The 24592-nt window shown below is 59.8% G+C and carries 19 protein-coding genes and 2 pseudogenes; 13 read left to right on the top strand and 8 right to left on the bottom strand.

Features of this window, described 5'->3' with window-relative positions:
* Positions 1 to 178 precede the first annotated feature (178 nt).
* Together AC1POX_RS15080 and AC1POX_RS15075 are read right to left on the bottom strand one after the other, a co-directional pair.
* Positions 179 to 658: a DMT family transporter gene (locus AC1POX_RS15080; protein WP_372356343.1), complete on the bottom strand. Its 480-nt coding sequence runs from the start codon at positions 656 to 658 to the stop codon at positions 179 to 181.
* Positions 659 to 666: 8 nt separating this feature from the next.
* On the bottom strand, positions 667 to 2064 hold the full coding sequence (locus AC1POX_RS15075) for an amidohydrolase family protein (RefSeq protein ID WP_372356342.1): 1398 nt from the start codon (positions 2062 to 2064) through the stop codon (positions 667 to 669).
* 140 nt (positions 2065 to 2204) lie between these two features.
* Here AC1POX_RS15075 and AC1POX_RS15070 point away from each other — a divergent pair, with 140 nt between their 5' ends.
* The 3 genes from AC1POX_RS15070 to AC1POX_RS15060 all read left to right on the top strand — a co-directional run bounded on the left by AC1POX_RS15070 (position 2205) and on the right by AC1POX_RS15060 (position 5567).
* Complete coding sequence (locus AC1POX_RS15070) at positions 2205 to 3110, top strand: LysR family transcriptional regulator (RefSeq protein ID WP_372356341.1); 906 nt, start codon at positions 2205 to 2207, stop codon at positions 3108 to 3110.
* A gap of 319 nt (positions 3111 to 3429) precedes the next feature.
* On the top strand, positions 3430 to 3873 hold the full coding sequence (locus AC1POX_RS15065; RefSeq protein ID WP_372356340.1) for a RidA family protein: 444 nt from the start codon (positions 3430 to 3432) through the stop codon (positions 3871 to 3873).
* Between the two features lie 386 nt (positions 3874 to 4259).
* On the top strand, positions 4260 to 5567 hold the full coding sequence (locus tag AC1POX_RS15060) for a hypothetical protein (RefSeq protein WP_372356339.1): 1308 nt from the start codon (positions 4260 to 4262) through the stop codon (positions 5565 to 5567).
* 125 nt (positions 5568 to 5692) lie between these two features.
* Here AC1POX_RS15060 and AC1POX_RS15055 read toward each other — a convergent pair.
* The 5 genes and pseudogenes from AC1POX_RS15055 to AC1POX_RS15035 all read right to left on the bottom strand — a co-directional run.
* Positions 5693 to 6010, bottom strand: a pseudogene (locus AC1POX_RS15055) (NAD(P)H-binding protein); the annotation flags it as partial.
* Positions 6011 to 6038: 28 nt separating this feature from the next.
* The gene (locus tag AC1POX_RS15050; protein ID WP_372356338.1) at positions 6039 to 6335 is read right to left on the bottom strand and encodes a hypothetical protein; all 297 of its coding nucleotides are present in this window, start codon (positions 6333 to 6335) and stop codon (positions 6039 to 6041) included.
* Positions 6336 to 6540: 205 nt separating this feature from the next.
* Positions 6541 to 7110 (bottom strand): cyclin-dependent kinase inhibitor 3 family protein, encoded by a 570-nt coding sequence (locus AC1POX_RS15045; RefSeq protein WP_372356337.1) that lies wholly within the window; start codon positions 7108 to 7110, stop codon positions 6541 to 6543.
* A gap of 93 nt (positions 7111 to 7203) precedes the next feature.
* Positions 7204 to 7647 (bottom strand): NIF family HAD-type phosphatase, encoded by a 444-nt coding sequence (locus tag AC1POX_RS15040; protein ID WP_372356336.1) that lies wholly within the window; start codon positions 7645 to 7647, stop codon positions 7204 to 7206.
* An 11-nt stretch (positions 7648 to 7658) separates the two neighbouring features.
* Positions 7659 to 8324, bottom strand: a complete 666-nt coding sequence (locus AC1POX_RS15035) for a hypothetical protein (protein WP_372356335.1) — start codon at positions 8322 to 8324, stop codon at positions 7659 to 7661.
* A gap of 282 nt (positions 8325 to 8606) precedes the next feature.
* Here AC1POX_RS15035 and AC1POX_RS15030 point away from each other — a divergent pair.
* The 7 genes and pseudogenes from AC1POX_RS15030 to AC1POX_RS15000 all read left to right on the top strand — a co-directional run.
* Positions 8607 to 8762: pseudogene (locus tag AC1POX_RS15030) on the top strand (helix-turn-helix domain-containing protein); the annotation flags it as partial.
* Positions 8763 to 8885, top strand: a complete 123-nt coding sequence (locus tag AC1POX_RS15025; RefSeq protein WP_372357209.1) for a hypothetical protein — start codon at positions 8763 to 8765, stop codon at positions 8883 to 8885.
* Positions 8886 to 9696: 811 nt separating this feature from the next.
* Positions 9697 to 9972 carry a hypothetical protein gene (locus tag AC1POX_RS15020; protein ID WP_372356334.1) on the top strand — a complete coding sequence of 92 codons (276 nt, stop codon included), beginning with the start codon at positions 9697 to 9699 and terminating at the stop codon, positions 9970 to 9972.
* Between the two features lie 355 nt (positions 9973 to 10327).
* The gene (locus AC1POX_RS15015; RefSeq protein ID WP_372356333.1) at positions 10328 to 12637 is read left to right on the top strand and encodes an AAA family ATPase; all 2310 of its coding nucleotides are present in this window, start codon (positions 10328 to 10330) and stop codon (positions 12635 to 12637) included.
* Positions 12634 to 14604 carry a UvrD-helicase domain-containing protein gene (locus AC1POX_RS15010; RefSeq protein WP_372356332.1) on the top strand — a complete coding sequence of 657 codons (1971 nt, stop codon included), beginning with the start codon at positions 12634 to 12636 and terminating at the stop codon, positions 14602 to 14604. Before AC1POX_RS15015 ends, AC1POX_RS15010 begins: the two co-directional genes overlap by 4 nt.
* 54 nt (positions 14605 to 14658) lie before the next feature.
* Entirely contained in the window at positions 14659 to 17628 is a 2970-nt protein-coding gene (locus AC1POX_RS15005; protein ID WP_372356331.1) for an RNA-directed DNA polymerase, read from the top strand.
* A protein-coding gene (locus AC1POX_RS15000; protein ID WP_372356330.1) for an IS3 family transposase occupies positions 17576 to 18678 on the top strand; the annotation gives its coding sequence in 2 pieces (ribosomal slippage) (positions 17576 to 17834 and positions 17834 to 18678; 1104 coding nt in all). The genes AC1POX_RS15005 and AC1POX_RS15000 overlap by 53 nt, the downstream gene beginning before the upstream one ends.
* 1108 nt (positions 18679 to 19786) lie before the next feature.
* Here the strand turns inward: AC1POX_RS15000 and AC1POX_RS14995 are convergent.
* A complete protein-coding gene (locus tag AC1POX_RS14995) occupies positions 19787 to 21271 on the bottom strand; it encodes a sensor domain-containing diguanylate cyclase (protein WP_277574015.1) in 1485 nt (494 codons plus the stop codon).
* 287 nt (positions 21272 to 21558) lie between these two features.
* Here AC1POX_RS14995 and AC1POX_RS14990 point away from each other — a divergent pair, with 287 nt between their 5' ends.
* The 3 genes from AC1POX_RS14990 (at position 21559) to AC1POX_RS14980 (ending at position 24592) form a co-directional block, all read left to right on the top strand.
* Positions 21559 to 22566: a zinc-dependent alcohol dehydrogenase family protein gene (locus AC1POX_RS14990; RefSeq protein ID WP_014090655.1), complete on the top strand. Its 1008-nt coding sequence runs from the start codon at positions 21559 to 21561 to the stop codon at positions 22564 to 22566.
* Between the two features lie 428 nt (positions 22567 to 22994).
* On the top strand, positions 22995 to 23645 hold the full coding sequence (gene paoA / locus AC1POX_RS14985) for an aldehyde dehydrogenase iron-sulfur subunit PaoA (protein WP_029819880.1): 651 nt from the start codon (positions 22995 to 22997) through the stop codon (positions 23643 to 23645).
* Positions 23642 to 24592 carry an FAD binding domain-containing protein gene (locus AC1POX_RS14980; RefSeq protein ID WP_071117639.1) on the top strand — a complete coding sequence of 317 codons (951 nt, stop codon included), beginning with the start codon at positions 23642 to 23644 and terminating at the stop codon, positions 24590 to 24592. Before paoA ends, AC1POX_RS14980 begins: the two co-directional genes overlap by 4 nt.

Below are 24592 nucleotides of genomic sequence, written 5' to 3'. Positions count from 1 at the left end.
AGTAGGGACACTAGGTTGGTCGCCCCCCGCTCACGAATTGCGCGCAGATCGAATTCTAAGTCTCGTTACCACCGGGGCGGCCACCATGCCGTCCAAATGTCCGCTTCCGGCCAGAAGCGGACGTTTTCGGTCAAGCCAGGGTTCGAGCGCGCGGCCGCCTGCACCGTTCCTCGAGCAATCACACAAGCAACCTGGACCAGCGATCTCCAAACAGCGAGATTGCAAGTCCGGCCAGCATGACCAGCGCGCCTGCAAGCTTGATGAGGGAGACGGGACGATGGGCAGAACCCATCAATGCGAAATGATCGATGGCCAACGAAGACAGCAGCTGCCCGGCGATCACCAGCCCCACCAGGGCGGCCATGCCGATACGGGGCACCAGGATGACGTTGCTGAGCAGCGCAAATGCGCCCATCACGCCCCCCAGCAACACCCAGGCCGGCTGCGCCGGGATGCCTGCAAGCAGGCCGAGGGTGTTGCCCCGTACGAGACCGACGAGAGTGAGCGACAACAGCCCCACCATGAAGGAGAAGATGGCGGCTGCAACAGGATCGCCGCCCAGGCCCTTTGCCAACTGACCATTGAACGTGGTCTGCAATGTGACGGCCAATCCCGCAACCATTGCCAGTGGAAAGGCCCAGGCACCGAAGCTGTTCATGTTTACTCTCAGTGATTGGTTAGAACGGGGAAGGAAGTGCCGAACGCGTCCGGCGTGTAGCCGGCAGCCGAGAACAGGTGCGCGCAGGATTCGTCCACCGCAGCGCGCAACTTGCCCATGTCCAGGCCGCACATTTCGCCGCCCCGCTTCAGCACCCGGCCGCCGACCATCACGGTGTCGATGTTGCTGCGCTCCGCCGCATGCACCACTGTTCCGAACGCATTGTTGGACGGATACAGGTTGATGTCGCCGGTGCGGAACAGCACGATGTCGGCCTGCTTGCCCGGCGTCAGGCTGCCAATCCTGTCCTGCAGCCCTGCGCAGGCCGCGCCATCAAGCGTGGCGGCTTCAAGCAGGCGGTGGGAATTGAGCGGATCCTGTGGGGTGCCGGCACTACGCGGGGGACGTGCATTGACGCGCAGCACGCGCTCCAGGTAATAGGCCACGCGCATTTCCATGAACATGTCGCCGCTGTAGGACGTCTCGTTGTCAACGCTGAAGCCGGGTCGCAGCCCGTGCCGAACCGCCGCATCCCAGGCGAACATGCCATCCTCGATACCGTAGTGGGCATCCGAGCGCGGGCAGACATTGATGTGCACACCGGCATCGCGAAGGATCTCCCAGCCCTCATCCTTCAGGCAGGTGCAGTGGTTGAAGATGTTGTCCGGGCCCAGCAGCCCTTGCGCATGCAACTGAGGGAGCTGGGCGCCCATCTGTTCACCGAAGAACTCGGTGACGATCGGGATACCCAGGCGGCGTGCTTCGGCCCAGAGCTCCGGCTCGATGTTGGCCATGGTCGCCAATGTGACCAGGTCGTTGGCCGGGTCCTTGAAGTACTTTTCCTGCAGGCGGGCGAGGTTTCCCGGCCAATGCGCGCGGTCCCAAGTGCCGGACACGGGAGCGCCTGATGCATGCAGCGCACGGATGCCGGCATCGAGCAGAGCTTCAACCGATGCATCGGAGTGCGCGGCTGTGCGGCTGTTGTGGGAGTTGTCGATGACCGTAGTGATGCCAGCATCAATTGCGCCCAGCGCGGACAGCAAGGTGCCGACATACATGTCCTGCGGACGGTAATGCTTGGCGAACGAGAAATGCGTGGCGTTGGAGTAGTGCTCCAAGGTCTCGGCGTTGGAGTTGATCCGGCGCAGCTGACCCTCCCAGGCGTGGCGGTGGGAGTCCACCATGCCCGGGATGGCGATCATGTCCTTGGCATCGATGACGAACGCGTCCTCGGCGCTGAGGTTCTCGCCAACGGCAGTGATGGTCCGACCGGAGACCAGGATGTCGCCCTTCACGAGGTTGCCCACAGCCGGGTCCATGCTGATGATGGTTGCGCCACGGATGAGCGTCTTTTCGGCCGCTGCGGTTGTCGGTTGCTGAAGAATGTCTCGCGGGAGGGTGCTCATTGGGGCAAGGTCGATTTCTGGGCTGGCGTGAACTCTATGCCACGCTGACCCTGCGAAGAATCCATGCTCTTCGTTTTTATTATTCGTAGAACGCGCATAATCAGGATCGAGGTGACCGTCAACTGTAGGGTGGAAGCGAAATGGATCGGATTCTGGCGATGCAGGCGTACGTGCGGGTGGTAGAAGCGAAGAGCTTTGTGCGTGCCGCCGAGGCTCTCTCCATGCCCCCCTCCACCGTCACGGGCTTGATCAAGGGCTTGGAAAAGCACCTGCGCGTCCGCCTGCTCAACCGGACCACGCGCAGCGTCAGCCCCACTTCGGAAGGCGAGCGCTACTACCTGCAGTGCCGCGAGATCCTCAACCAGATCGAACAGGCGGAAACCGGCCTGAAGTCGTCGCCACAGGACCTGCGGGGGCGGTTGAGGATCGACATGCCAGGCGGCCTCGCGCACTCGATACTCCTCCCGAACCTGGACAGCTTTCGCCGTCAGTATCCCGGGGTCCATCTGATGATCGGCGTGGGTGACCGGCCGGTCGACCTCGTCCAGGAGGGTGTGGACTGCGTGATCCGGACCGGGCCGCTGGAAGACTCCAGCCTCGTAGCCCGGCCGCTGGGGAACTTCCGCTGGATCACCTGCGCCGCACCAAGCTATCTGGAGGTGTATGGCGTCCCACAATCACTTGAAGACCTCGCCGGGCACCGCGCAGTCCACCATTTTTCCTCTGGTTCGAGGGGCGGTGGCAGCCTGCTCTTCTCAGCTGATGGGAAGAGACAGGTAGTACCAGTGGAGGGCTCGGTCGCCGTCAATGAGACCGAGCTGTACATCAAGCTGTGCATGAAGGGATACGGCCTGGCACAGTTGCAAGGCGTACTGGTCGAGAAGCAGTTGCAGGATGGCAGCCTGGTTGAGGTGCTTCAGCGGTGGCGTCCGCCGTCGGTGCCGGTTTCGATCCTTTACCCGCACCACCGTTATGGATCGCCCATCGTCCAAGCATTCATAGCATGGGCTGCAGAGCTTTTCTCCGCCAAGAGCGAGAAAGCATAGATCGCGAAGTCAGCCGTCGCGTCCAGAGATTCCGAGGCGGTGTCGAGCATCTATCTCTCGGGTGGACTGCTAGAGATAGCGTATCCCTCAGACAGATGCCTCCCGGAAGCCGCCGGGCAAGGTGTCCGCTTCCGGCCAGAAGCGGACGTTCGCCCTACCCTCGATAAACATCCCTAATCCCCTGCGCCGCCGATGTCCGCTCCTGGCCAGAGATGGACACCCGGGGCCTGCGCAGGCGCTCTCGTATTACCCTTTCGGGGCAGGTAGGCAACCTCGTCTACCGGCACACTGGCGCCTTCTACACAGGAAGGACAACGAAATGAGCGCCTCCAACCGCAAGACGGCCAGCTTTGGCGTGCCGTGGGAATCGGCTTATGGATACGTGCAGGCCGTGCGCGTGAACAATTCGATCTTCGTGTCGGGCCAGCTCTCGCACACGCCGGAGGGCCAGCTGGTGGCTCCGGCTGCTCTGGGGGCTGATGGGAAGCCTGCCAATTTCGACACCATGGAGGCGCAGATGAAGCGCACCTATGAGAACGCCCAGGTGCTGCTGGCCGAGCTGGGTGCGTCGCTGGCAGATGTGGTGGAGGAAACCCTTTTCGTAATCGACGTACCGGCCGCGTTCGCCGCCAGCGGCAAGGTCAGGCCAGCCGTCTACGGCCAGGCAGTCCCGCAGGTGGCCAGCAATCTCATCGGCGTGTCCGCGCTCGCCTTCCCCGAACAGCTGATCGAGATTGCATTCCGCGCTGAAGTGAATTCGTAATCCTCCTCCAGGGGACAAGTAGCAATTCAATGGAAAGCCCGTATGCGCCAAGCTGCGGGCTTTTCTTGCGTTTCCCCATTTGCGTGGCAGTTCACATCGCCGATTAGACAGTCCAATCTGGTCAATTGCGCGAAGAGAAAGGCGCCAATGAGCCTAATGCATCCGCAGCTATTGCTGCTTCGCTTCCTAGCCCGCAAGGTCTGCCACGCTAGAGACCATGGCTGCTCGACTCAGGAGCGACGTCCGCTTCCGGCCAAAAAGGAGACATCGAATGCCGTGTTGAGCCGCCGCTGCGCCAGCGAGCATCGGATGTCGTCAGCCGCTCGGCGGTGTCATGGATGCATTCGATGATGTCATCATCGGCGAACCACAACGGGAGCGATTGAGTGGCCATCCCCTTTTCTGAAGAACAAGTACACGAGCAGTTGTTGGCGATGGGCATGGAAACGGTCGTGATGGACTCGACCGAGCTGACTCAAGCCTTGGAAGGCCGCGCCTTACTGCCCGAAGTAGAAGATGAGGAGAGCAGCTTCGAGCTGTGGCGCATCATCAAGCAGCGCGCTTTGCAGCGCATTGATCGCATCCACGATAGCGTTCGCTACGGAACGTTCGTCGGTAGCAAAGTCGACCTGCCCACGGACAGTACCAAGCCGATGCAGCTCGACTTGTTGGGTTACCATGAAGACGGCATTTTCGTACTTGAGCTCAAGGTCGGCAGTTCTTCCGAACGGAACGCGTTCTCTGAGTTACTAGCCTATAGCAACTACATCGCCCAAATGTTTGCGCTTTCGGGGCCGGCAGACATCGCCAACGTTCTGGTGGCGCCCATGGGGGCGAAAATTACTCGCCATGCGTACCTGTATGACCTGCTCATCTCCAATCGGGACGTCATCGCTTACCGCCCAATCTTTTCGGAGCAGACGCTGGAAAGCTTGAAGCTGGAGCTGTATGTCCCGACTGATGAGGATTTCCGCTACTTCGCAAATAGGCTGCTATCGCACCAGGCGATGGGCTGCGTTGTCGCCTCGTTCCACGACCTAGAAGGCTGGTACGACAGTGAGGAGGATGAGGGAAACCTCAACGATTACACCCGCGAGGCGTTGGGCGCCCTGAGTACGTATGCCGCGCAGTTAATGGAGGCCGAGCAGCTGCACGGATTCGTGTTCGTCCGTAAGCCCTGGAAAGAGTTCCCTCGTTACTACCGCAATAGCCTGATTGTGTGTGCCGTCAACCCGTTCTTGGTGGCCGATCCCGAGCGCTCAGTCCCGATGCTCGAGCAGATGGACGAACAGCATCGCGACATTTTCATGGACAGCCCGCGGTACGCCTTCGATGGTCGGCTGCTGCGCCTCGCCAAGCGCGCTATTGACGATTGCCTGGCGCACGGAACCGAATGCGAGCGCGAGGTACCTCTATGGGAGGGTATGGTTCACGAGCTTCAAGAAGTGGTCTTCACGCACAACTTTGGCTTTCGCCCGACCGGCATCTTCCGCGAGGCGTACGTAGCCTCCCTACAAGCGTTGTACATCCGTAAGGCGGGCGGAAGCGACGAAGACGCTAGCACCCTGAAAGTCGACGAGGTGAACAACTGGATGCGCGCCTGGATGTTCATGGAGATGTGCGGGTTCGTTGCCGGGGAGGCAGATGCTGTTGTTGACGACGAGGAGGCTGACGAAGAGGGACCGGCATCGTAGGCCGACCTGCCACCCGACGTGCACCCGGTTTTGAGTAGCAATGAGATTCGGGGCAATGTTGGACGTAACCGTGAACGGCGGCTATGGGTCACCGCCGATTCGCTGCTCAGCACGACCGCCACCGGCACACCCGCAGCACGGGCAGCGGTCAGCACGGTGCGGGTGCCTTCCACATTGGTCTGCCACTGGCTGGGCAAGGCATTGCGGTGGTCGGTGTCGGCAGCTGCGTGGATCAGCGCAGTGCAGCCTTGCATCGCCGCAACGATGCCCGGGTCCAGCAGGTTGCCTTGCACCGGCTGGGCGCCCAGCGCTTCTACAACTGCCGCGGCGTGGGGGCTGCGCACCAGCGCACGTACGTGGTGGCCGTCTGCACACAGGCGGCGGATCAGATTGCGGCCCACGTAGCCGCTTCCTCCGGTCAGGAAGAGGGTGGAAGAACTCATCAGGGTTACCTCGGGGGAGAGAACGGATTCAGCGCGGCGGCGTGTCGATCAACGCGCCAATGTCCTGCAACAGCTGCTGCCGCTGCGAGGAAGGCCACTGCACGTAGTCCAGCGACTCCAGCAGCTTCATGCCTTCGAGCGCGAGGCATGCCAGCAACGCGCTGCGTGGGTGCGTGGCCTGCTGCTGGATCTCGGCCAGGATCTGCGCCTGGTTCTGCTGGATGGGCGCGCAGCTGCGGGTCCTGCGCCATGGCCGCGCACAGCGCCAGGGCCACCGGCTGGAACGCTTCGGGAAAGGGTTGCTCGGCCGCAGCAAGTCGCCCACGCAGCACCGCATCCTGCTCGAAGCCCTTGTCCGCAGCTAAATTCCTCATAAGGAGAACGTTGGGAATTGGTGGACGTTCGCGCATCGGGCCCGATTAGGCAGGATACGATGCTGCACATCCTGCGGGCCGAAAGCGGACGGGGCTGTCACTTGATAGACCTTGCTCGACGGTTGGTCTCGAAAACACGGATTGATCAGTGTTTCCCTAGCGAGTATGTGAGAGGGATCCCCAGTTGTGTATGAATCGCTCCTGTTGCGATGTCTCAACGGCACCGTGGCGTACCTGCCTCACGCGCCTGATTGCATCTTCGCTGCTCAGAGAAGTCTTGGTGGCGAGGAGAAGCATGCAGGCGACAGTACCTGCTCTGCCCAGCCCCCCTTTGCAATGGACCACAACCCGTTCGCCGTCGAGGAGATCATTGCAGATGGACTTCTCCAACTCCTTCCATGTTTGGAGGAACCCGCAGTCGGGTGCGGCTCCATCCCTAATCGGCAGTCCGTACCACCGTAGACCATGGGCTACCGCACGCTCTGGCAGAGCGGAGATCTGAAGATCCTCGAACTCCCAGGGTTCAATTAGACTGATGAGGTGGCTTGCGCCCCATGAGCTTATAGCTTGAAGGTCGATATCTAAGTCTCGCGACCACGAACCCGTCATCGCGATATCTTGGTGCTTGCCTGGAGCGAAGGTTACCCCGATAGCTCCTCCGCAATGACCGACAGGGAGAGTCGCTATCTGAAGAGGGTGGGAAAGACTGGTCCTAGTCACGCTCATTCCTGCAGTGGATGGTGCGCTCTTACGTTAAGAGCAGCTAGCTCAAGGTTCGTCTAGAGTTCTTGCGCGATGGTTTCGACTGCTGCCGCTCAGTCAGGCTATCGCTGCAAGCAGCGACACTCTCTCCCTGATGCGTGTCTGGCAGACCTGCAAGCCGCTGTCATTAGCAGGGTACGGTGATGCGAATAGAGGGGCCTCAATCCAGAACCTATGTTGATCCGGGTGGATGTATGAACGGTGGTCGTCAAGCAGCAAAGCTTGGCCAAGTAGCGGAGATACAAATCGAAGATCTTTGGTAGAACCAGTCCATTCGACGTGGCGGACCTCTGTGAACCAGAGAGGCACATGCGCTTCCTCCGCCAGAAGCAATACGATTCTCAGCGCCAAATGCTTAGGCACTGTCGTGAAAAGTACAACCTCATCGAAGGTAGTTGCAGCATGCTCCAAAAAATTGCGAAGTCCTGGTCGCGGAATCTGGCTGACCGCATTGGAGATCAGGGTCCCCTCAAGATCGAGGGCAAGGATTCTGGGGCGCATGCGATAGGAGCCTATCTACGTTTGAGTGCGTCACGAGAGGCGCGATCTAAGTCTTGGCCTCTCGTGCTGCGCATCAGGATCGGAGGAGCGAGCCAGTAGGCGTCGCCAATGGGCAGCAGGCACTCCAGTGCGACATCGACCATTAGCGGTCGCCGCCACGCAGGGCCTGGCAGGAAGCAGTAGTCAGACTTGCTTAGCGCTCCTGATGCTTGCTTCCGAGAGAGCCAGTTTGCTCGACTTCGTATCTCGCGGCTCAGCACGATCAATGCCGCGGATTCGTCGCCGCCGTTACTTAGGTACTCACTGGCTGCTCCCCTGACTGATGACCAAAGCACGTATCGCTTGCGTCCCAAACTCAGCTCGTGCCAGTCCTTTTCCTGTATGCGCAGGATCTCTTCGGCGTGTTGAATGCCGATCCGGTGCTTGCGCAGCAATGACACAAGATAGGCAGCAGCTTCGCGGTCAGAAAGCTGACGCCAAAGCCACTGTTGGTCCTGTGCTCCAAGAGAGGGATGCCAAGCTGTCAGCGCATGGGTCAGCGCAGTACTCAGATCGTCAGGCAGCTGGCCGCCCTCCCGATAGCTCCAGCTAATGGGTTCGTAAAGAGATCGCCTTGTATAGCCGTTTGACGGACCCGTCTCAGCTAGAACTCCCGCTGTCTTAAGGAACAGCAGCAAGCGCTGCGCAACCGCTGTGTCAGCGGCTACAGGGGCGGAAATCGAAGTGGAGCGCTCGAGCGCGCACCATGCGCACGCATAGAACGGTCCAAGCGATACCAGCAGCGAATCGAGCTCTGGCCCCGGAGGAATGAGGGTCTGTTGGTCACGCCCATAGATCACTCGATCCCCGGAAGTTCAACCGGCCCTGATGCTAGCAAGTCACCGGAATGTCGTCTACACAATTTTCATGTAGTGCCGGCTGTGGCCATAGATTTCGTTCCGCTCCTCCAGGCGGACCCGATGGCTACCAAGACGATCTACCAAAGTGCATACCTTCGGTTGATCGGTCTGCTCCGGGAGCGACGGGAGTCGTTGGGCATCAGTCAAACTAGGCTAGCCTCCCATCTGGGATGGCCTCAGCAGCGCGTGTCTTCTGTTGAGTCTGGAGCGCGTCGCTTGGATGTGTTGGAGTTCTGCCTCATCGCCGCTGCCTTGGGGTTCTCCCCGACCGAGGTCTCTGATGAGGTCTTGAAGATATTACAGAGCGTGCGCGGCAACCAGATCAAGGACAAGCAGTAGCAAACAATCACAGCGTCGCGCTAGGCCAAGTGTCACCGGAACTTTTCCAGAGACCACCGCCATCGGCTCGCTCATGTCCCGCTTGCTACCATTGCTGCGTTTGGTTATTTCCCTAGGCACACCTTCGGCAGTTGTCAATACATTGATAGTGGTCTGTACGCCAACGCTCCGGGTCTGCTGGCAGTCCACGAGGCTCAGCACTTTCTAGGTGCAACTCGGGATCAAGTCCATGTAGTGTCGATAGGTATGCTGTCTTCTCGCTTTACGGTCAGCCCCAGTCGCAATCGCATTGGTGGAATGTACGATTGGGAGGGTTGAATCCGGCCAATGCTCCTAAGCTACTGTTTGGCATCGCCATCTCTGCCCAGGAGACGCTGGCAAACCAAATGCTTGGGCACCCGACCCAAGTGGGCCGCAGAGAAGTAGCTGGAGATCGTCGCTATGCTGCGATCGATGGAGCTGGTTCAGGTGCTGGGCAAAGCGGCGCCCGCCCCTCCGACCAAACTTGCCAATTGAGACTCGCCAATCGAGCAGGCGTGTTCCCGTGGTTGCCCGCAAAAGCACGCTGGGAGGGTAGAAAATTTGGGCTTTCTACGGTCAAGGTCCATGTCGTCCCGTGGCAGGAAATGGAGGGCTGGCTGCGCGGGAGTCGTCCAGCTTGCCAGCGAAGCTATGCCCACTTAGGATCTGGTTGTAGTAGATTGAAAACCTTAGATGCTACGCTTTGTGGGTAATGGCGTGGCCGGCCCCTAGGTCGACCAGGGGCATTAGCGGCAGAGTTGCCGTTCCTTATAGCAGCTCGGGGGAAAAGATGGATCTGTTTACAAAGAACGGCAAGCCTCTGCAGGTGAATGGGGAATTTGTTTACAGCCGCTCGGGCGCAGTTGTAGGTCGCATCAAAGGCGAGCGTGTTTTTGGCCCCGATGGAAAGTATGTGGGCTCTATTGTTAAAGATCGCCTGATTTACCGATCTACTCAAAGCGCAGCAATCAGTTCGCCGTTTTCCAAGGCGCGCCGTGCTGGCAGTGCCAGGATGAACAGGGTGGGTTCGGCCGCTTGGGGCGATGAGCCGACCATTCCCGACTAAGGGTGGTTTTCATGCGCTTCCCGTTCAACGGGAAGTTCTAGCGGACGACGCTCAGGAATGGGATGGGGTTTCAGAACGATGGGCATCCGCTCTAGTTCCGACGCAACAGCGATTAAGCGAGATTCGGGGGATCTATCGAGGGCGGGCCGATGTCGCTTTGGGTCGGAAGCACGCGTCTTCCCGGTTGCCAATCTCTTGCGGGTTCCGGGACTTCAGCCGACCAGAAATGTCGCTATCAACGAAAGCCAACCTAATCATCTTCGCTGCTATTGGTGACATGAGGGCGTCTTCCCTGGCGCCTTAAAAATCTTCCTAATAGCGGCACATCGCTAACTTCCAGTCAAAAGGTGCCTCAATGCCAGACCCAGCTCCAGTCATTCCGGTCTCCGGAGGCATCACACTTCGATTTCTAGAGTTGTGCCAGTTCCGCCGCCTCGGCAAGGTTCAACTGGACGTCAACAAGAAGACCACTATTCTGGTAGGAGCGAACAACAGCGGGAAGACCTCGGTACTCACCGCTCTCCGTCACTTCCTCGCGGAAAGTTCGTCCTTTGGCTCCTTTGACATCAGCCTCTCGCAATGGCCAACACTGCGAGCTCTTGGGAAAGCATGGGAAGCCCTAGCGGAAGACCCCTTAACCGTGCAAGCTGAGGATGAGCAGTGGAAACAGCAGCTTCAGGCTCTTCTCTCGACCATGCCAACGCTGGACCTTTGGTTCGATGCCGAGGCGGGCATGTACCACTACGTCGCACCGTTCCTTTCCAAGTTCAGCTGGAAGGGCGGTGCAGTCGGTATCCGGCTTCGCTTGGAACCGGCGTCAACCGTTGAAGAGCTAAAGCAACTCGCCTGGATATACCGCACGGCGCGCGGGCCCGTGAAGGAAATGGGCGCTGACTCGTTGGCTTGGCCCATAGACCTTTTAGACTTTTGGCTCCGTGAACCTTCGAAACTCGGCCAGGTTCGTGCATACAAACTCGATGCAGAGAACAACCCGATAACCGGCTTCAAGACCTACGCCAGCCAGACGCTTGCTGAAAATGCCAGCCGCATTGATCGGAAGCATCTGTCCAAGGTCATCCGAGTCGACTTTGTTGCCGCTCAGCGTGGGCTGGGCAGTGAAGAGGTTGAGTCGCGATCCGCATCCGGACCGCATCGAGTTGGCATGTTCTCCAACCAACTCCTCAAATTTGCCCGTCAGCACTTGAACGTCGCCAGTACAGGGCATGGTCACCGCGCAGACCTCGTCAAAGCGGTGGCAGAGGCGCAAAGAGACCTTGACAAAAAGATTCACGAAGCCATCGCCGATTCGGTTGAGGAAGTGAAGCAGCTTGGCTATCCGGGTCTGCATGATCCCCAGGAAATTCGTTTTCGCACGCGCATCCAGACGGCTGACCTACTAGACCATGGAACTGCGGTGCAGTACAGCATGCAGAAGGAGTCGCTTGAAGAACTCCTCCCTGAACACTCCATCGGACTCGGCTACCAGAACCTCCAGTCCCTCAGTTATCAGTTGGTGTCATTCAAAGCCGCCAGGCTAAAGCCCGATAAAGGATCTCCTGCGCCTGTTCACCTTGTGATGATTGAAGAACCTGAGGCGCACCTTCATGTCCAAGTGCAGCGTATCTTTCCCGACAAGGCACACAAGCTCATAAGCCCGACGGGAGCAGACGCCTCAGCGCTCAAGAGCCAGTTGCTGATCAGCACCCACTCGAGCCATCTCGCGCACGCTGAGGACTTTGACCGCCTCCGGTATGTACGCCGCGTTGCAAAGAGCGCGGCAAGCTCAATGCCAACCACCGAAATAGTCAATCTCGGGCAGGTCTTTGGTGATGACAAGAAGACACGTCAGTTCGCAGAGCGATACTTCCGTGTCCAACACACCGACCTGCTATTCGCCAATGCGGCCATCTTCGTGGAGGGCGTTGCTGAGCGCATGCTCATCCCTCTTTTCATGGAGCGAGATTTCAAGGAGCTGAACGGTCGATATGTATCCTTTCTTGATATAGGAGGGAGTCATGCCCACCGACTCAAGCCACTCGTCGAGAAGCTGCGGATTCCTACTGTCATCATCACCGACGTCGACCCCTGCGAGGAACAGGACGGCAAACCCAAGAAGAACGGCGAGCCAACCAAGAGGCTGGTCGCGGTCGCAAACACCGGTCAAGCCGGTCTCCACTGCGGCAATCCGACGCTTCGTGGGTGGCACCCAAAGCTTCAGATGCTCGATGATTTGAAGAATCCGACCGACGCTCAGTTGGTATGGGGTGAGGCCGCAGCGGGTCTCGTGCGATTCGCTTGGCAGCTGCCAGTTGCTGAAGCGAACGGTAGCTGGCCCAGCTCCTTTGAAGATTCCCTCGTTCTTACAAACATGCCTTGGTTCAAGGGGCTCATGGAAGGCAAAGCCGGTGATGATGGCGTCGAGGTTGAGCCACCGACTGGCGCGCTTGGATCTGTGGCAAGAGCCGCGGCCGACGCTGGAAGCGTTGCAGAGATGATCAAGGCACTCCATACGGTAATGCATGGCTCGCTAAACAAGGGCGAGTTTGCCGCAAGCATCTTCGAGCAGCTTTCTTCTGATGAACCAGTTGTCTGCCCGAAGTACATCGCCGATGCCCTGGCCTGGTTACAGGCGCAGCTTGAGCCCAGCAAGGAACCGGTGACATGAGCGCGCTCGCTGTCCTTGGTAACAACGAGCGCGATGATGGGGTTGTCGAGGAGGTCTGCGGCTATCTCACTGAGGAGCCGCCTCGCAGCTACTTCCTCTTTGCCGGCGCGGGGTCCGGAAAGACGCGCACATTGGTCGAGGTGCTGCGTCGAATGACCGGCGTTGTGGAGCACGAAAAAGGGGGGCGACTCGCTAGACGACTGCAGATCTATGGCCGCTCGATACGCGTGGTCACATACACAAAGAACGCGGTCGCCGTCATCAAAGGGCGCCTTGGAGACAACGACCTGGTGGATGTCTCCACAATCCACGCGTTCTGTTGGGAACTCATTAGTGGATTCAACGACGACATCCGAGAAGCCCTCGTCGCCATCAAGCAAGCTCAGCTCGAAAGGGAAACTGCAGAGGCAGTTGCCAAGCCTAGGGGGATCACTGCAGCGAAGCAGCGGGACTTGGATGAGATAGAAGCAGACATCGAGGCATTTCGGCTGACAGATGTGTTCATCTACAACCCGGACCGCGAGACGCATGGTGCCGGCGCGCTCGCCCACAAACACGTGTTGGACGCGACGGCGTGGCTGCTGCAGCACAAATCTACGCTGCAGACCATTTTGAAGGACCGCCACCCCATCATTCTTATCGATGAGTCTCAAGACACCATGAAGGGTATCTTGGACGCATTAATGAGCTTCGCGGAGCCAAGGAGTTTCGGCCTCACCCTAGGACTGCTTGGCGACCATCGGCAGCGCATATACACGGATGGTCACTCGGACCTTCCGAGCCTAGTTCCAGCGAGCTGGGCGACGCCCGAGCTGCAAATGAATCATCGCAGTCAACGTCGAATCGTCACGCTCATCAACAGAATATGGGAGGCAGAGATCGATGGCAGAACGCAGCCTGCCAACGGCGTCGAGCAGCATCCGCGAACTGAGAAGGCCGGCGGAGTGGTCCGACTCTTTGTCGGCGACACATCGCTCTCACCGGAGGAAAAGGTTGCAAGCGAACGATGGTGCGCAGATCAGATGCGGCAAGCCAGCGGTTCCGATGCCTGGAGCCAAGGTCACTATCAGCTGCTCGCTCTAGAGCACAAGCTCGTTGCAACTCGCGGCGCGTTCCTCGACGCGTACAGTGCAATGGTTCTGATCGACCCAAATTCGGCCGCGCCTACGGGCAGCGGCGAGAACAAGGGGCCCACTGCTGTGCAGGTGCTTTTGAACGAACTCGCGCAGTTGGAGGCCTGTGTTGGCCCCGATGGTGCCATAGACGAGCTTAAGGCCACCGAAGTCCTTCGCTGCTTCGGTCGTCTCGAGAACATGCCAGAACAAGCGGCCGAGCGCGCTAGGCGTTCCGACGAGATGCTTCGAGGCATTTCCGCCTTTGCTACTGCCTGTCAGAGTCCTGGCGCCACTGTTGAACAAGTTCTCACCCCGATACTGGGCGCGAACCTGTTCGAGGTCGATCATCGACTTCTAGATGCCTTTTCCGACAAGTCTCCAGCTCCACCTGCTCCGGCCAGGGGGGAGGAGGAGTCCAAGAAGGACCGCATACGTCGGGGGTGGTGTGCGCTGTTCGACACTCCTTGGAGTCAGTTGCAGAAGTATCGCACCTACCTCGCCGGAAATTCGGTGCTTGCCACCCACCAGGTGGTCAAAGGCTCAGAGTTTCCTCACGTTATGGTCGTGATGGACGATAAGCTGGCTGGCGGCAATCAATTTTCATACGACAAGATTTTTGGAGGCGTCCAGCTCAGCAAATCGGACTGGGATAATGTTGGGAAAGGAAAGGAAACGACCATCGATCGTACCTTGCGCCTCCTATATGTCACCTGCAGTCGGGCTAAGGAGTCGTTGGCGCTCGTGCTATGGTCCTCTGCCCCTTCAGTCGCGCTGAACAGAGTAACGGCAAGCGATTGGTTCTCGAAAGGTGAGTTTTTAGCGATTCCGTGGCCCATCACAAAGTCGCATTAGTGAAATAAGAACTGCAAACTATTTTTAAGATTCAGTTATAGGGAAGCGCGTTCGGTGATCAAGGGCTCAAAAGTTCCATCAATCTCAGAACTCTATCTCGCATTTCGTCAGGCGAAGTCTGCGCTCTTCTTTGAGAAGCGCGGGGTTGGCCTTGTCGAGCTCGCGGCCTACGAACAGAGTCTGCCTGACAACCTAAAATTGCTTCAGGCAAAGCTGTCCAATGGTAAGTGGTTCGATGAACTTGAGGTTGGTGAAGTGTGGATAGTGCCGAAGCGCTTTCATACCAGTCCAGACGGATCTAATGGGCTCATACGCATCGGGGCAAGTCGTGAGGATAGCGCGGCTAAACCGATTGAGGTTCAGCTGCGAATAACGCCACATCCGGACTTTGCAATCGCCGAAGTTCTCTACTTGTGGCGGTTTGGTGGTCTTCTGGATTCTCTCCTCTCAAGTGATGTATTGGGCTACAGGCTAGATCTTCGTCAGGGGGGGGTTGTTCCCCATCGCCGCTGGCTGTTTGAATACTGGCCGAAACGTTATCAGCAATTCCGTTCAGCTCCGCTCAGTGCGGCAAAATTCAATCTTGAGCTTGGTGATCAGACGCTAATAGTTAGCGGTGATCTTGCGAATTTCTATGAGACCATCGATCCCTCTTTCATGTTGGATAGCTCGCTAATTGCGGATCTGGTGAGTGCTGGGGCAGATGAATCTCTCATAGGTGACTATCGACATGCTACGGCGTCGTTACTTGGTGCGTACGCTAGGTTCTATAGGGTGGCGTCAGCGCGTGCAGCGACGCCCATACGCATAGGGGTTCCGATAGGGGCGTTGACGAGTAGGCTGATAGCTAACCTCGCTCTTGCACCGCTCGATAATCATGTCGCATCTCGCCCTGGTGTAATTTGCTACAAGAGATATGTGGATGATTTGGTAATCGTTGCCGATGCGGATGGCGAGCGAGATTTGGCTGATACGATTCGGCGGTTTCTTCCGCTCAATTCGAACATCGAGCCGAGCGGTACCGGTGTTTTTAGACTGGATTCGGAAGCGCTTAATCGTCGGGGTTCGGAGTTCGAGCTTCAGGAAAGAAAGGTTCGTGCGCACCACTTGGCGGGTGTTCCTGGTGCGGACTTCGTAGACGCTGTCGCGTCAGATTTTGCTAAGGCATTGAGCGAGCGGCGCGCCTTTGTAGATTCATCTACGTTGGTGGGGGACGGTGTTAGCCACCTCATTCGTGCGGGCAACGTGGAAGGCTCCCCCTTGCGAGTTCTCCGGGAGGCTGACCGCGCTCGGCTCGAACGTTTTGCGTTATCCACGAGTCTCCGTTCGCTTGAGCGTGTATCAAGTCTTATCGATCACAAAGAAGCTCGGGACCTTGTAAGAACAAGCCTAGAGCGAGTAGGGCGGGTGCTTGATGCTGAGGATAGCTGGGTAAACGACCTAGACGTGACCTTGCGACTTCTGAAGCTCGCAATCTGTACCGGTGACTGGAAGTCTGCTACGGAACTTCGTAAGCGCACCGATCGCGTATGGGGAAGTGTGGATGCTCTGAAAGCGACGACGAGCAAGCTCTACTACCGAGGTAACGAAATCGATTCCAGTCGCCATGCCCCGTGGACGTGGCTTCGCAACTACCTTCATGAGCGTCGATTGGAGGCGATCTGCTCCTGTCTACCAATTGGCATGGATGCCAAAGCTATTGCCACTCGCTTCCCTGGCGGCCTAAGGGTTAGGACAGTGGAAGTGAAGGCGACAGTACTTCGTCGACGTGCTGAGCAGCTTGCTTCAGCTGACCTCCGTTCGCGGGACCGAGAAGACGATGGGCTTCCAAGTCGACGTTCTACTAATGTCGACCGCCAATGGCTTCGCTCGGGGCTGTCAAGGAACAAGGAGTTGGCAACTCGACTGCAGGCCATAGATGAATACATTGCCCAGTGCGAAGGTCTTGGTGATCCATCCTGGATAATGCCCGCCGCTCGCTTGTTCCTTTGTACACGTCCACCATCGTATTTCGACATTGCACGGCGCTGGCTTTTTCGTGTCGAAGAGCAAGGGTTTGATGCCTCCACTTTCGATGATCTTATTCGAATAGTTAACGCAGTTCGCGGTACGGAGTATAAGGATGCTGTCGGTACTGTCCTTGACCGCAGTACGATCTCGATTGAGCGGCCCTTAGCTGGAAGTCCGCTAGCGGCTGGCGCCGTGCCAATGGAGCCCCGGGTAATACTGGGGAATCTCGTTGTTGATGACGCCGCATGGATCGGGGCAGCTACCCGCACCCCTGGCAGCTCGTACGGTGCCCCTAGGCTAACAAAGAGCAGACTTCAGGGGCTGACCGATGTCTTGGAGAAGGCAGCGGCAGCATCTAGAGGCAAGGCTGTTGAGTTGCTCGTTCTGCCTGAACTCTCCTTGCCTCGGAAATGGTTCCGTACTGTCGCGAATCATGTCGTAAAGGCCGGTCATTATGGAGTGGTCGTCGGTCTCGAATACATCCATCATGGGACGCAGACGCAGCCCTATGTCGCAAATCAAGTTTTCGCGGTCCTTCCGGGGCCCTTCTTCTCTGTCGCGGCGTGGCCATGGACAAAGCGGCTTCCAGCAAGAGAAGAGGCGGCCATGCTCTTGAAGCAGAAAACGCCGGTTTCATTTGCTCCTCCGCATGTGAGTTCGCTGCCAAGGACCGTAATACACTCGGCTTGGGGTGCGTTCTCTGTGCTTATTTGCAGTGAACTTATCGAGGCGCGCCGAGTTGCTGATCTGCTCGGTCGTGCACAGATGGTGCTCTGCCCAGCTTGGAACCCCGATACTTCCTCATATGATCATCTTATTCAATCTGTTGGCTTCCAGCTTCACAATGTCATTGCGATTGCGAATAATGGACATTACTCAGATTGTCGTGCTTGCGACGTCCCCCCAATTTTGAGTAGCACCTCAGTTTGGAGTCCAATTCCCTACCCCAAGGAGATTGGACGTGAAGAAGCGTTTTTCCGAAGAACAGATCATCGGCTTCCTGCGCGAAGCTGATGCCGGTGTGGCGATCAAGGACCTGTGCCGGCGGCATGGCTTCAGCGAGGCTTCCTATTATCTGTGGCGCAGCAAGTTCGGCGGGATGAGCGTGCCCGATGCCAAGCGGCTCAAGGACCTTGAGTCCGAGAACGCGCGGCTGAAGAAGTTGCTGGCCGAGCAGCTGTTCGAGAACGACCTGATCAAGGATGCACTGCGAAAAAAGTGGTGAGCGCACCGGCGCGTCGCATGCTGGTGCGCGAGTGGATCGGGCGTGGTGCCAGCGAGCGTCGTGCGTTGGCAGTGATCGGCATGAGCGCCAGTGCGCTGCGATATTGCCCGAGCGAAGATCGCAACGTCGAACTGCGCGAACGCATCTGTGCGTTGGCGCATCGCCATCGCCGTTATGGTGTGGGGATGATCTATCTCAAATTACGACAGGAAGGACGCATCGTGAACTACAAGCGTGTGGAGCGGTTGTACCGCGAGCAGCAGCTGCAGGTCCGGCGCCGCAAGCGCAAAAAGGTGCTGATAGGAGAGCGTCAGCCGCTGCTGCGGCCATCGCAGGCCAATCAGGTGTGGTCGATGGATTTCGTGTTCGACCGCAGCGCCGAAGGCCGAGTGATCAAGTGTCTGGTGATCGTGGACGATGCAACCCACGAAGCGATCGCCATCGAGGTGGAGCGCGCAATCTCGGGCCATGGCGTGACACGCGTGCTGGATCGGCTGGCGCACAGTCGCGGCTTGCCACAGGTGATCCGCACAGATAACGGCAAGGAGTTTTGCGGCAAAGCGATGGTGGCCTGGGCACATGCGCGTGGCGTGCAGTTACGGCTGATCCAGCCTGGCAAGCCAAACCAGAACGCCTACGTCGAATCGTTCAATGGCCGGCTGCGCGACGAATGCCTCAACGAGCACTGGTTCCCAACCCTGCTGCATGCGCGTACCGAGATCGAACGCTGGCGACGCGAATACAACGAGGAGCGACCCAAGAAGGCCATTGGCGGCATGACGCCGTCCGCTTATGCCCAACATCTGGCAAACACCGATATCATCAACCCCGGACTCTAAACGCGGCCGCTACTCAGGGCGGGGGGACGTCGCTTGGGCCCCAAGAACAGTTCGCTGGGAGCGGGACCTTTGTCGGCTTATCGAGCGCGATGTAAACGATGTCGTCTGTTTTGATGTGCCGCTGGCGAGCCTGCTCGCGTTCCAGGCTGGCGATAAGCAAGCCGTGGATCGGTTCGCGCGCCTGCGTTCCGCGCTGGCTAAGCGAGACTTCGTCGGAGCGCGTCGGGCTCTTGAAAAGCTTTCAGAGGAAGCTGCGGGAGCGTGGCGTCCATTGCCGCCGGACTGGAGCTAATTCATGTTCTAGCAGAAAGTGAATTGATCCTGGATTTGTGGGTAGTCGTCCGCCGTTCAATGTGCGCTTCCTTTCCGCCCTTAAGTCCATAAGCACGTTCGTCAATGCCTTGGTTCCTGTCTGCGAGATGACAATTTGACCGCGGTCGACTCACTCTGCGCTACCTAGTGTTCTGCTGAGCGTGCCGCGAGGGGCTGCATGGGGGAAGGGCTCGTCGGGACCGTGCTACCGGTTTGATGGGCGATGGCACAGCTTGGCTTCAGTCCAGCGGAAGAGGTTTGGCTGCTTGCAGTATCTCAAGCCGGGAGCCGGTAGCCGGTAGCCGGGAGCCGGTAGCCGGTAGCCGGGAGCCGGGAGCCGGGAGCCGGGAGCCGGGAGCCGGGAGCCGGAAGCCGGAGGCCGGGACCGCGTCGATGCTCTGCGCTGGCAAGTGCAGATGTTTACGTTCGACCGGGCTCAGTCGAAGAGAGTAGCTGCATTGCCTGGCCGGCGAGTAGTTGTTGACACTTTTGGTAATCACAACCGTTCTGAGGACAGCTCGTCGTTGCCTCATCCAGGAAGGCCCGCATTGCGCGGGCCTTCCGCGTTATGGGAAGTCCGCGCAGGCATTGGCCGGTTTCGGCAGAACGGCGGCAAGAGCCACGCGGGTGTCACGCGTGCTCGGAGGCGCGGGTCGTACGTGCAGCGCCCCTCCATCGCAGGCTTGTGCGTAACGCATGGAGTGGGTGCGCCGTCCATGCGTTGCTTCCGGCTCGCGACATCCACCTCGCGACAACAGCGTGACCTCTACCGCAGGTTGTCGGCACCCCGGCAGCGCTAGGCCGATGTGCGATTGCGTCCCTTCTGCTTGGCGCGATACAGCGCCGAATCGGCATCGTGCACGATGGCGTTGGGGCTCAGCGGCGCTTCGCCCGGCTCGAAGGTGGCTGCGCCGATGCTCACGGTGACGTGCGCGCTGGTGGGGCTGGACAGGTGCATCAGGCCGAGCTCGGCGACCGCATTGCGCACGGCGTCGGCCAGGCGCAGCGCGCCGGCGGCATCGGTATGCGGCAGGATCATGCCGAACTCTTCGCCGCCGTAGCGCGCGGCGAGGTCTTCGCTGCGGCGCGAGCAGCCGGCAATGGCGCCTGCGATCAAACGCAGGCAGGCATCGCCGTTCACGTGGCCATAAGTGTCGTTGTAGAGCTTGAAGTGGTCGACGTCGATCATCAGCACCGACAATGGCGCCTCCAGGCGAACCGCGTCCTGCAACGCACGCGATAACCGGTGGTCGAAGGCGCGCCGGTTGGCGATGCCGGTCAATGCGTCTACCCAGGCTTCGGTACTCAGCTTGGCTTCGTTGCGATGCATGCGGCGCAGTTGCAAATCCAGCCAGATCCCCACGCCCAGCAGCAGGGTGCAGCCCAGCGCGGCCACCACGATGCGCTGGCGCGCGGCTTCCCGCCAGTTCGCCAACGCATCGTCGACCGAAACGCCGGTCAGCACGGTCAGCGGATAGGGGCGCGCCGGTGCAAAGCTGGAGATGCGCTCCACGCCGTCGATCGGCGAGCGATAGGTGGCGGTGCCGTGCTTGTGCGCGCGCATGGTCACGTAGATCGACGTCCCCGCGATCGAGGTGCCGATCACGCCCTGTTTGTCTGGCCGGCGCACCATCACGATGCCATCGTCGTTGGTCATGCCGATGGTGCCGTGCGGGCCAACTTCGAAGGTGCTGTAGTAGTTCTGAAAATACTTCAGCTGCAGGGTGACCAGCACCACGCCGGCGAACTCGCCGCCGGGCGCGTTGAGACGGCGGCTCAAGGTCAGCACCCAGGAGCCGTCCGAGCGGCTTTGCACGGGCGGGCCGACCAGCGACAAGGCGTCGCGATGGTCGCGGTGGTATTTGAAATAGGCGCGGTCGGCGTTGTTGTGGGTCCTGGGGGTGCTGTCCAGCGACGAGCTCACCCAACTGCCGTCCGCGGCATAGATGAAGATGCCATGCAGGCGATCGGAGCGGCGCGCTTCGCGCACCAGAAACTCATGCATCGCAGAACGCGCCGCGCTGGAGCCCTGGTCGTGTTCGACCCGCGACACCAACCCGGACAGCACTGCGTCGGCAATGGACAGGGTGTCGCTGGCATGCTGCGCCAGCGAATTGGCCAGATTCAACGACTGCGCCTGTGCGCTACGCAGCGCGGTCGCGCGTTCTTCGTGGATGGACCAATACTCCGAGCCGAGCAACAACATCCAAGACACAGTCAGTACGAAATGCAGCGCGATGCGCTGAGCACGTTGCCGCCGCCGCTTGCTTGTTGACGTCACTGTGGCTACCTGTCTGGATACCAGGGCGATGCAACCGCCGTGCCAGCCTACGCGTCGCGGCGCGCGTGCCGAGGTGCAGCAACACGTGCAATAACAGATCTGTGATTGCTGCCTCACGTTGCATGCAACAGCCCGCTTGCCCACGTCGCCACGCGCGATAGCCGCTGCAGCAGCGCTCGCTGCAGCGCATCACCACGCACCGCGACAGATGTCAGAGCCAGCTCGACTGCGTTTGCGTAACGGACAGCATGCTATCCCGAGTACTGAATCACGCTCAGGAGCTCCCCATGCACGCCATTCGTCTTCGCCATCCCGCCGCCATCGCATCGCTGCAGTCGGTTGCACTGCCCGATCCGGGGCAGCCTGCACGCGGTCAGATCCGCGTCCGCCTGCATGCCAGTTCGCTCAATTTTCATGATCTGGGCGTTGTGCTCGGGCAGATGCCGACCGCAGACGGGCGTATTCCGATGTCCGATGGCGCCGGCGTGGTGGAAGCAGTGGGGCCGGAGGTGGACGAGTTCGCAGTGGGCGATCATGTGGTGTCCACCTTCTTCCCGCAGTGGCTGGACGGCGAGCCCTTGCATGCCGGTTTTGCCACTACCCCAGGCGATGGCGTCGATGGCTATGCGCGCTCGGCGGTCGTCGCCGACGCGCAGGCATTCACCCATGCGCCCCGCGGTTACAGCCATGCCGAGGCTGCGACGCTGACCACTGCCGGCGTTACCGCGTGGCGCGCGCTTGCGGTCAATGGCGGGCTCAAGGCCGGTGACAGCGTATTGGTACTAGGCACCGGCGGCGTGTCGATTTTCGCGCTGCAATTTGCCAAGGCGATGGGTGCGCGCGTGATCGCCACTTCCTCATCCGACGAGAAACTGGAGAAGGTGCGAGCGCTCGGCGCCGACCACCTCATCAACTATCGGCAGCATCCCGAATGGGCGGCGCAGGTCCTGGACATCACCGAAGGGCGTGGGGTGGACCATGTGGTCGAGGTCGGTGGCCCGGGCACGCTGACGCAATCGATCCGTGCAGCGCGCGTAGGTGGGCATATCGCCTTGATCGGTGTGTTGACCGGTGCCGCTGGGCCGGTTCCGACTGCCGAAATGATGGGGCGCCAGCAACGCCTGCAGGGGTTGGTCGTTGGCAGCCGCAGGCATCAACAGGACCTGGTGCGCGCACTCGACAGCTTGCCGCTGCGGCCGGTGATCGATCGCAGCTTTGCGCTGGATGAGATCGGTGAAGCGTTCGCGCTGCAGAAGGCCGGTGGGCATCTCGGCAAGATCGCGCTGGAGTTCTGATCCAGCCCGCGGTACTGAGCGCGGGCGATGCGTCCGCAGCGCCGGCGCGTGAATTCCGTAGTTCGACGTGTGCAAGGGCCGCCGCCTGCATGACGCTGCTGGCGAGCGCAACCAATACTTCTCGAGTTTCGTTCGTTCGCAGCCCACGGCGGCCAACCAACGTGCTGCACGTGCACATTCCAAGAACTGTTCGGCCGGCCCGTCCGTCTCCAACGTCATCGGCGCATGGGCCTGGTTACTCGCAGTGATGAGCGTCTTTCATAGGCGCATGCAGCACCCAGCGCTAATGCGGGCAAAGGCGGCTACTAGAATCGGGCAATACACCGCTTCACGCCCGCAGGCGCCACCGCGCACTCACGCGCTTGTGACCGGCAGCGCTGCACATTGATTGAGAACTGTAAAAGCCAGCATTGTTGGAGATGCCAGCCATGAGAGACATCAAGATGACCCGTCGCGAGGTATTGATCGCAGGAACGGCATCGGCAGCCAGCGTTGCCGCAACCCAGTCGATGGCCGCCACCGCCGCCACTGCGATCTCGCAGCGGCCGGCAACCGAGCCTGCCAATGCATCCAGCCAGGTCGCTTTCGAGGTGAACGGCAAGCCGGTCGCTCTGACGCTGGATAACCGCACCACCTTGCTGGATGCGCTGCGCGAACATCTGCATCTCACCGGCACCAAGAAGGGCTGCGATCACGGCCAGTGCGGCGCCTGTACGGTCATCGTCGACGGGCAACGCATGAACGCGTGCCTGTCGCTGGCAGTGATGCACGAGGGCGCCAAGGTCACCACCATCGAAGGGTTGGGCACGCCGGACAAGTTGCATCCCATGCAGGCGGCGTTCGTCAAGCACGATGGCTACCAATGCGGGTATTGCACGCCCGGGCAGATCTGTTCGGCAGTGGCGGTGCTGGACGAGGTGAAGCGCGGGATCCCCAGCCATGTCACCGAAGACCTCACCGGAAAGACCAAGCTCACCACACCCGAATTGCAGGAGCGCATGAGTGGCAATATTTGCCGCTGCGGTGCGTATTCCAACATCGTTGAAGCCATCAACGACGTTGCCGGAGGCCGCGCATGAAGGCCTTTAGCTACGAGCGGGCCACCTCGCCAGCCGATGCGGCAGCCAAGGCCGCGCGCCAGCCCGGTGCCAAGTTCATCGCAGGCGGGACCAACCTGCTCGATCTGATGAAGCTGCAGATCGAAACGCCGTCGCACCTGATCGATGTCAACGGCCTGAGCCTGGATACCATCGAGGCCACGCCTGAGGGCGGCCTGCGCATCGGTGCATTGGTGCGCAACACCGATCTGGCGGCCGACCAGCGCGTGCGCCGCGATTACGCCGTGCTGTCGCGCGCATTGCTGGCCGGTGCCTCGGGACAACTGCGCAATCGCGCCACCACGGCCGGCAACCTGCTGCAACGGACGCGGTGTCCCTATTTCTACGACACCAATCAGCCGTGCAACAAGCGACTGCCTGGCAGTGGCTGCGCGGCCATCGGTGGCTATAACCGTCAACTGGCAGTCATCGGTGCCAGCGATGCGTGCATTGCCACCCATCCCAGCGATATGGCCATTGCCATGCGCCTGCTTGATGCCGTGGTGGAAACGGTGCGCCCGGATGGGCAGACGCGCGCCGTGGCCCTGTCCGAGTTCTATCGCGCACCGGGAACGACGCCGCACCTGGAAACCGTGCTGGAGCGCGGCGAATTGATCACCGCCGTCACCTTGCCCAAGCCGCTCGGTGGCACGCACGTGTACCGCAAGGTGCGCGACCGTGCCTCGTATGCGTTCGCCCTGGTGTCGGTGGCCGCCGTCGTTCAGCGCGACGGCAGTACGCGCGTCGCAGTCGGCGGCGTCGCGCACAAGCCATGGCGCAGCGAAGCTGCCGAAGCCAGAGCGAAAGAGGGTGCCCGCGCCATTGCGTCCGTGTTGCTCGACGGCGCACAGCCCACCGAACACAACGCATTCAAGGTGCCGCTGGTCGAGCGCACCTTGACCGCGATCCTGGCCGACACGAGGGCCTGA

Source organism: Xanthomonas sp. NCPPB 3442, from assembly GCF_056725145.1.
Note: the sequence above shows the minus strand (reverse complement) of the source record. Positions and strands in the feature narration are given on the sequence as shown.

Excerpts from the sequence above, each read along its gene's own strand:
- AC1POX_RS15080 (WP_372356343.1), bottom strand. The coding sequence starts at position 658 with ATGAACAGCTTCGGTGCCTGGGCCTTTCCACTGGCAATGGTTGCGGGA.
- AC1POX_RS15075 (WP_372356342.1), bottom strand. The coding sequence starts at position 2,064 with ATGAGCACCCTCCCGCGAGACATTCTTCAGCAACCGACAACCGCAGCG.
- AC1POX_RS15070 (WP_372356341.1), top strand. The coding sequence starts at position 2,205 with ATGGATCGGATTCTGGCGATGCAGGCGTACGTGCGGGTGGTAGAAGCG.
- AC1POX_RS15065 (WP_372356340.1), top strand. The coding sequence starts at position 3,430 with ATGAGCGCCTCCAACCGCAAGACGGCCAGCTTTGGCGTGCCGTGGGAA.
- AC1POX_RS15045 (WP_372356337.1), bottom strand. The coding sequence starts at position 7,110 with ATGAGCGTGACTAGGACCAGTCTTTCCCACCCTCTTCAGATAGCGACT.
- AC1POX_RS15040 (WP_372356336.1), bottom strand. The coding sequence starts at position 7,647 with ATGCGCCCCAGAATCCTTGCCCTCGATCTTGAGGGGACCCTGATCTCC.
- AC1POX_RS15020 (WP_372356334.1), top strand. The coding sequence starts at position 9,697 with ATGGATCTGTTTACAAAGAACGGCAAGCCTCTGCAGGTGAATGGGGAA.
- AC1POX_RS15015 (WP_372356333.1), top strand. The coding sequence starts at position 10,328 with ATGCCAGACCCAGCTCCAGTCATTCCGGTCTCCGGAGGCATCACACTT.
- AC1POX_RS15010 (WP_372356332.1), top strand. The coding sequence starts at position 12,634 with ATGAGCGCGCTCGCTGTCCTTGGTAACAACGAGCGCGATGATGGGGTT.
- AC1POX_RS14990 (WP_014090655.1), top strand. The coding sequence starts at position 21,559 with ATGCACGCCATTCGTCTTCGCCATCCCGCCGCCATCGCATCGCTGCAG.
- paoA (WP_029819880.1), top strand. The coding sequence starts at position 22,995 with ATGAGAGACATCAAGATGACCCGTCGCGAGGTATTGATCGCAGGAACG.
- AC1POX_RS14980 (WP_071117639.1), top strand. The coding sequence starts at position 23,642 with ATGAAGGCCTTTAGCTACGAGCGGGCCACCTCGCCAGCCGATGCGGCA.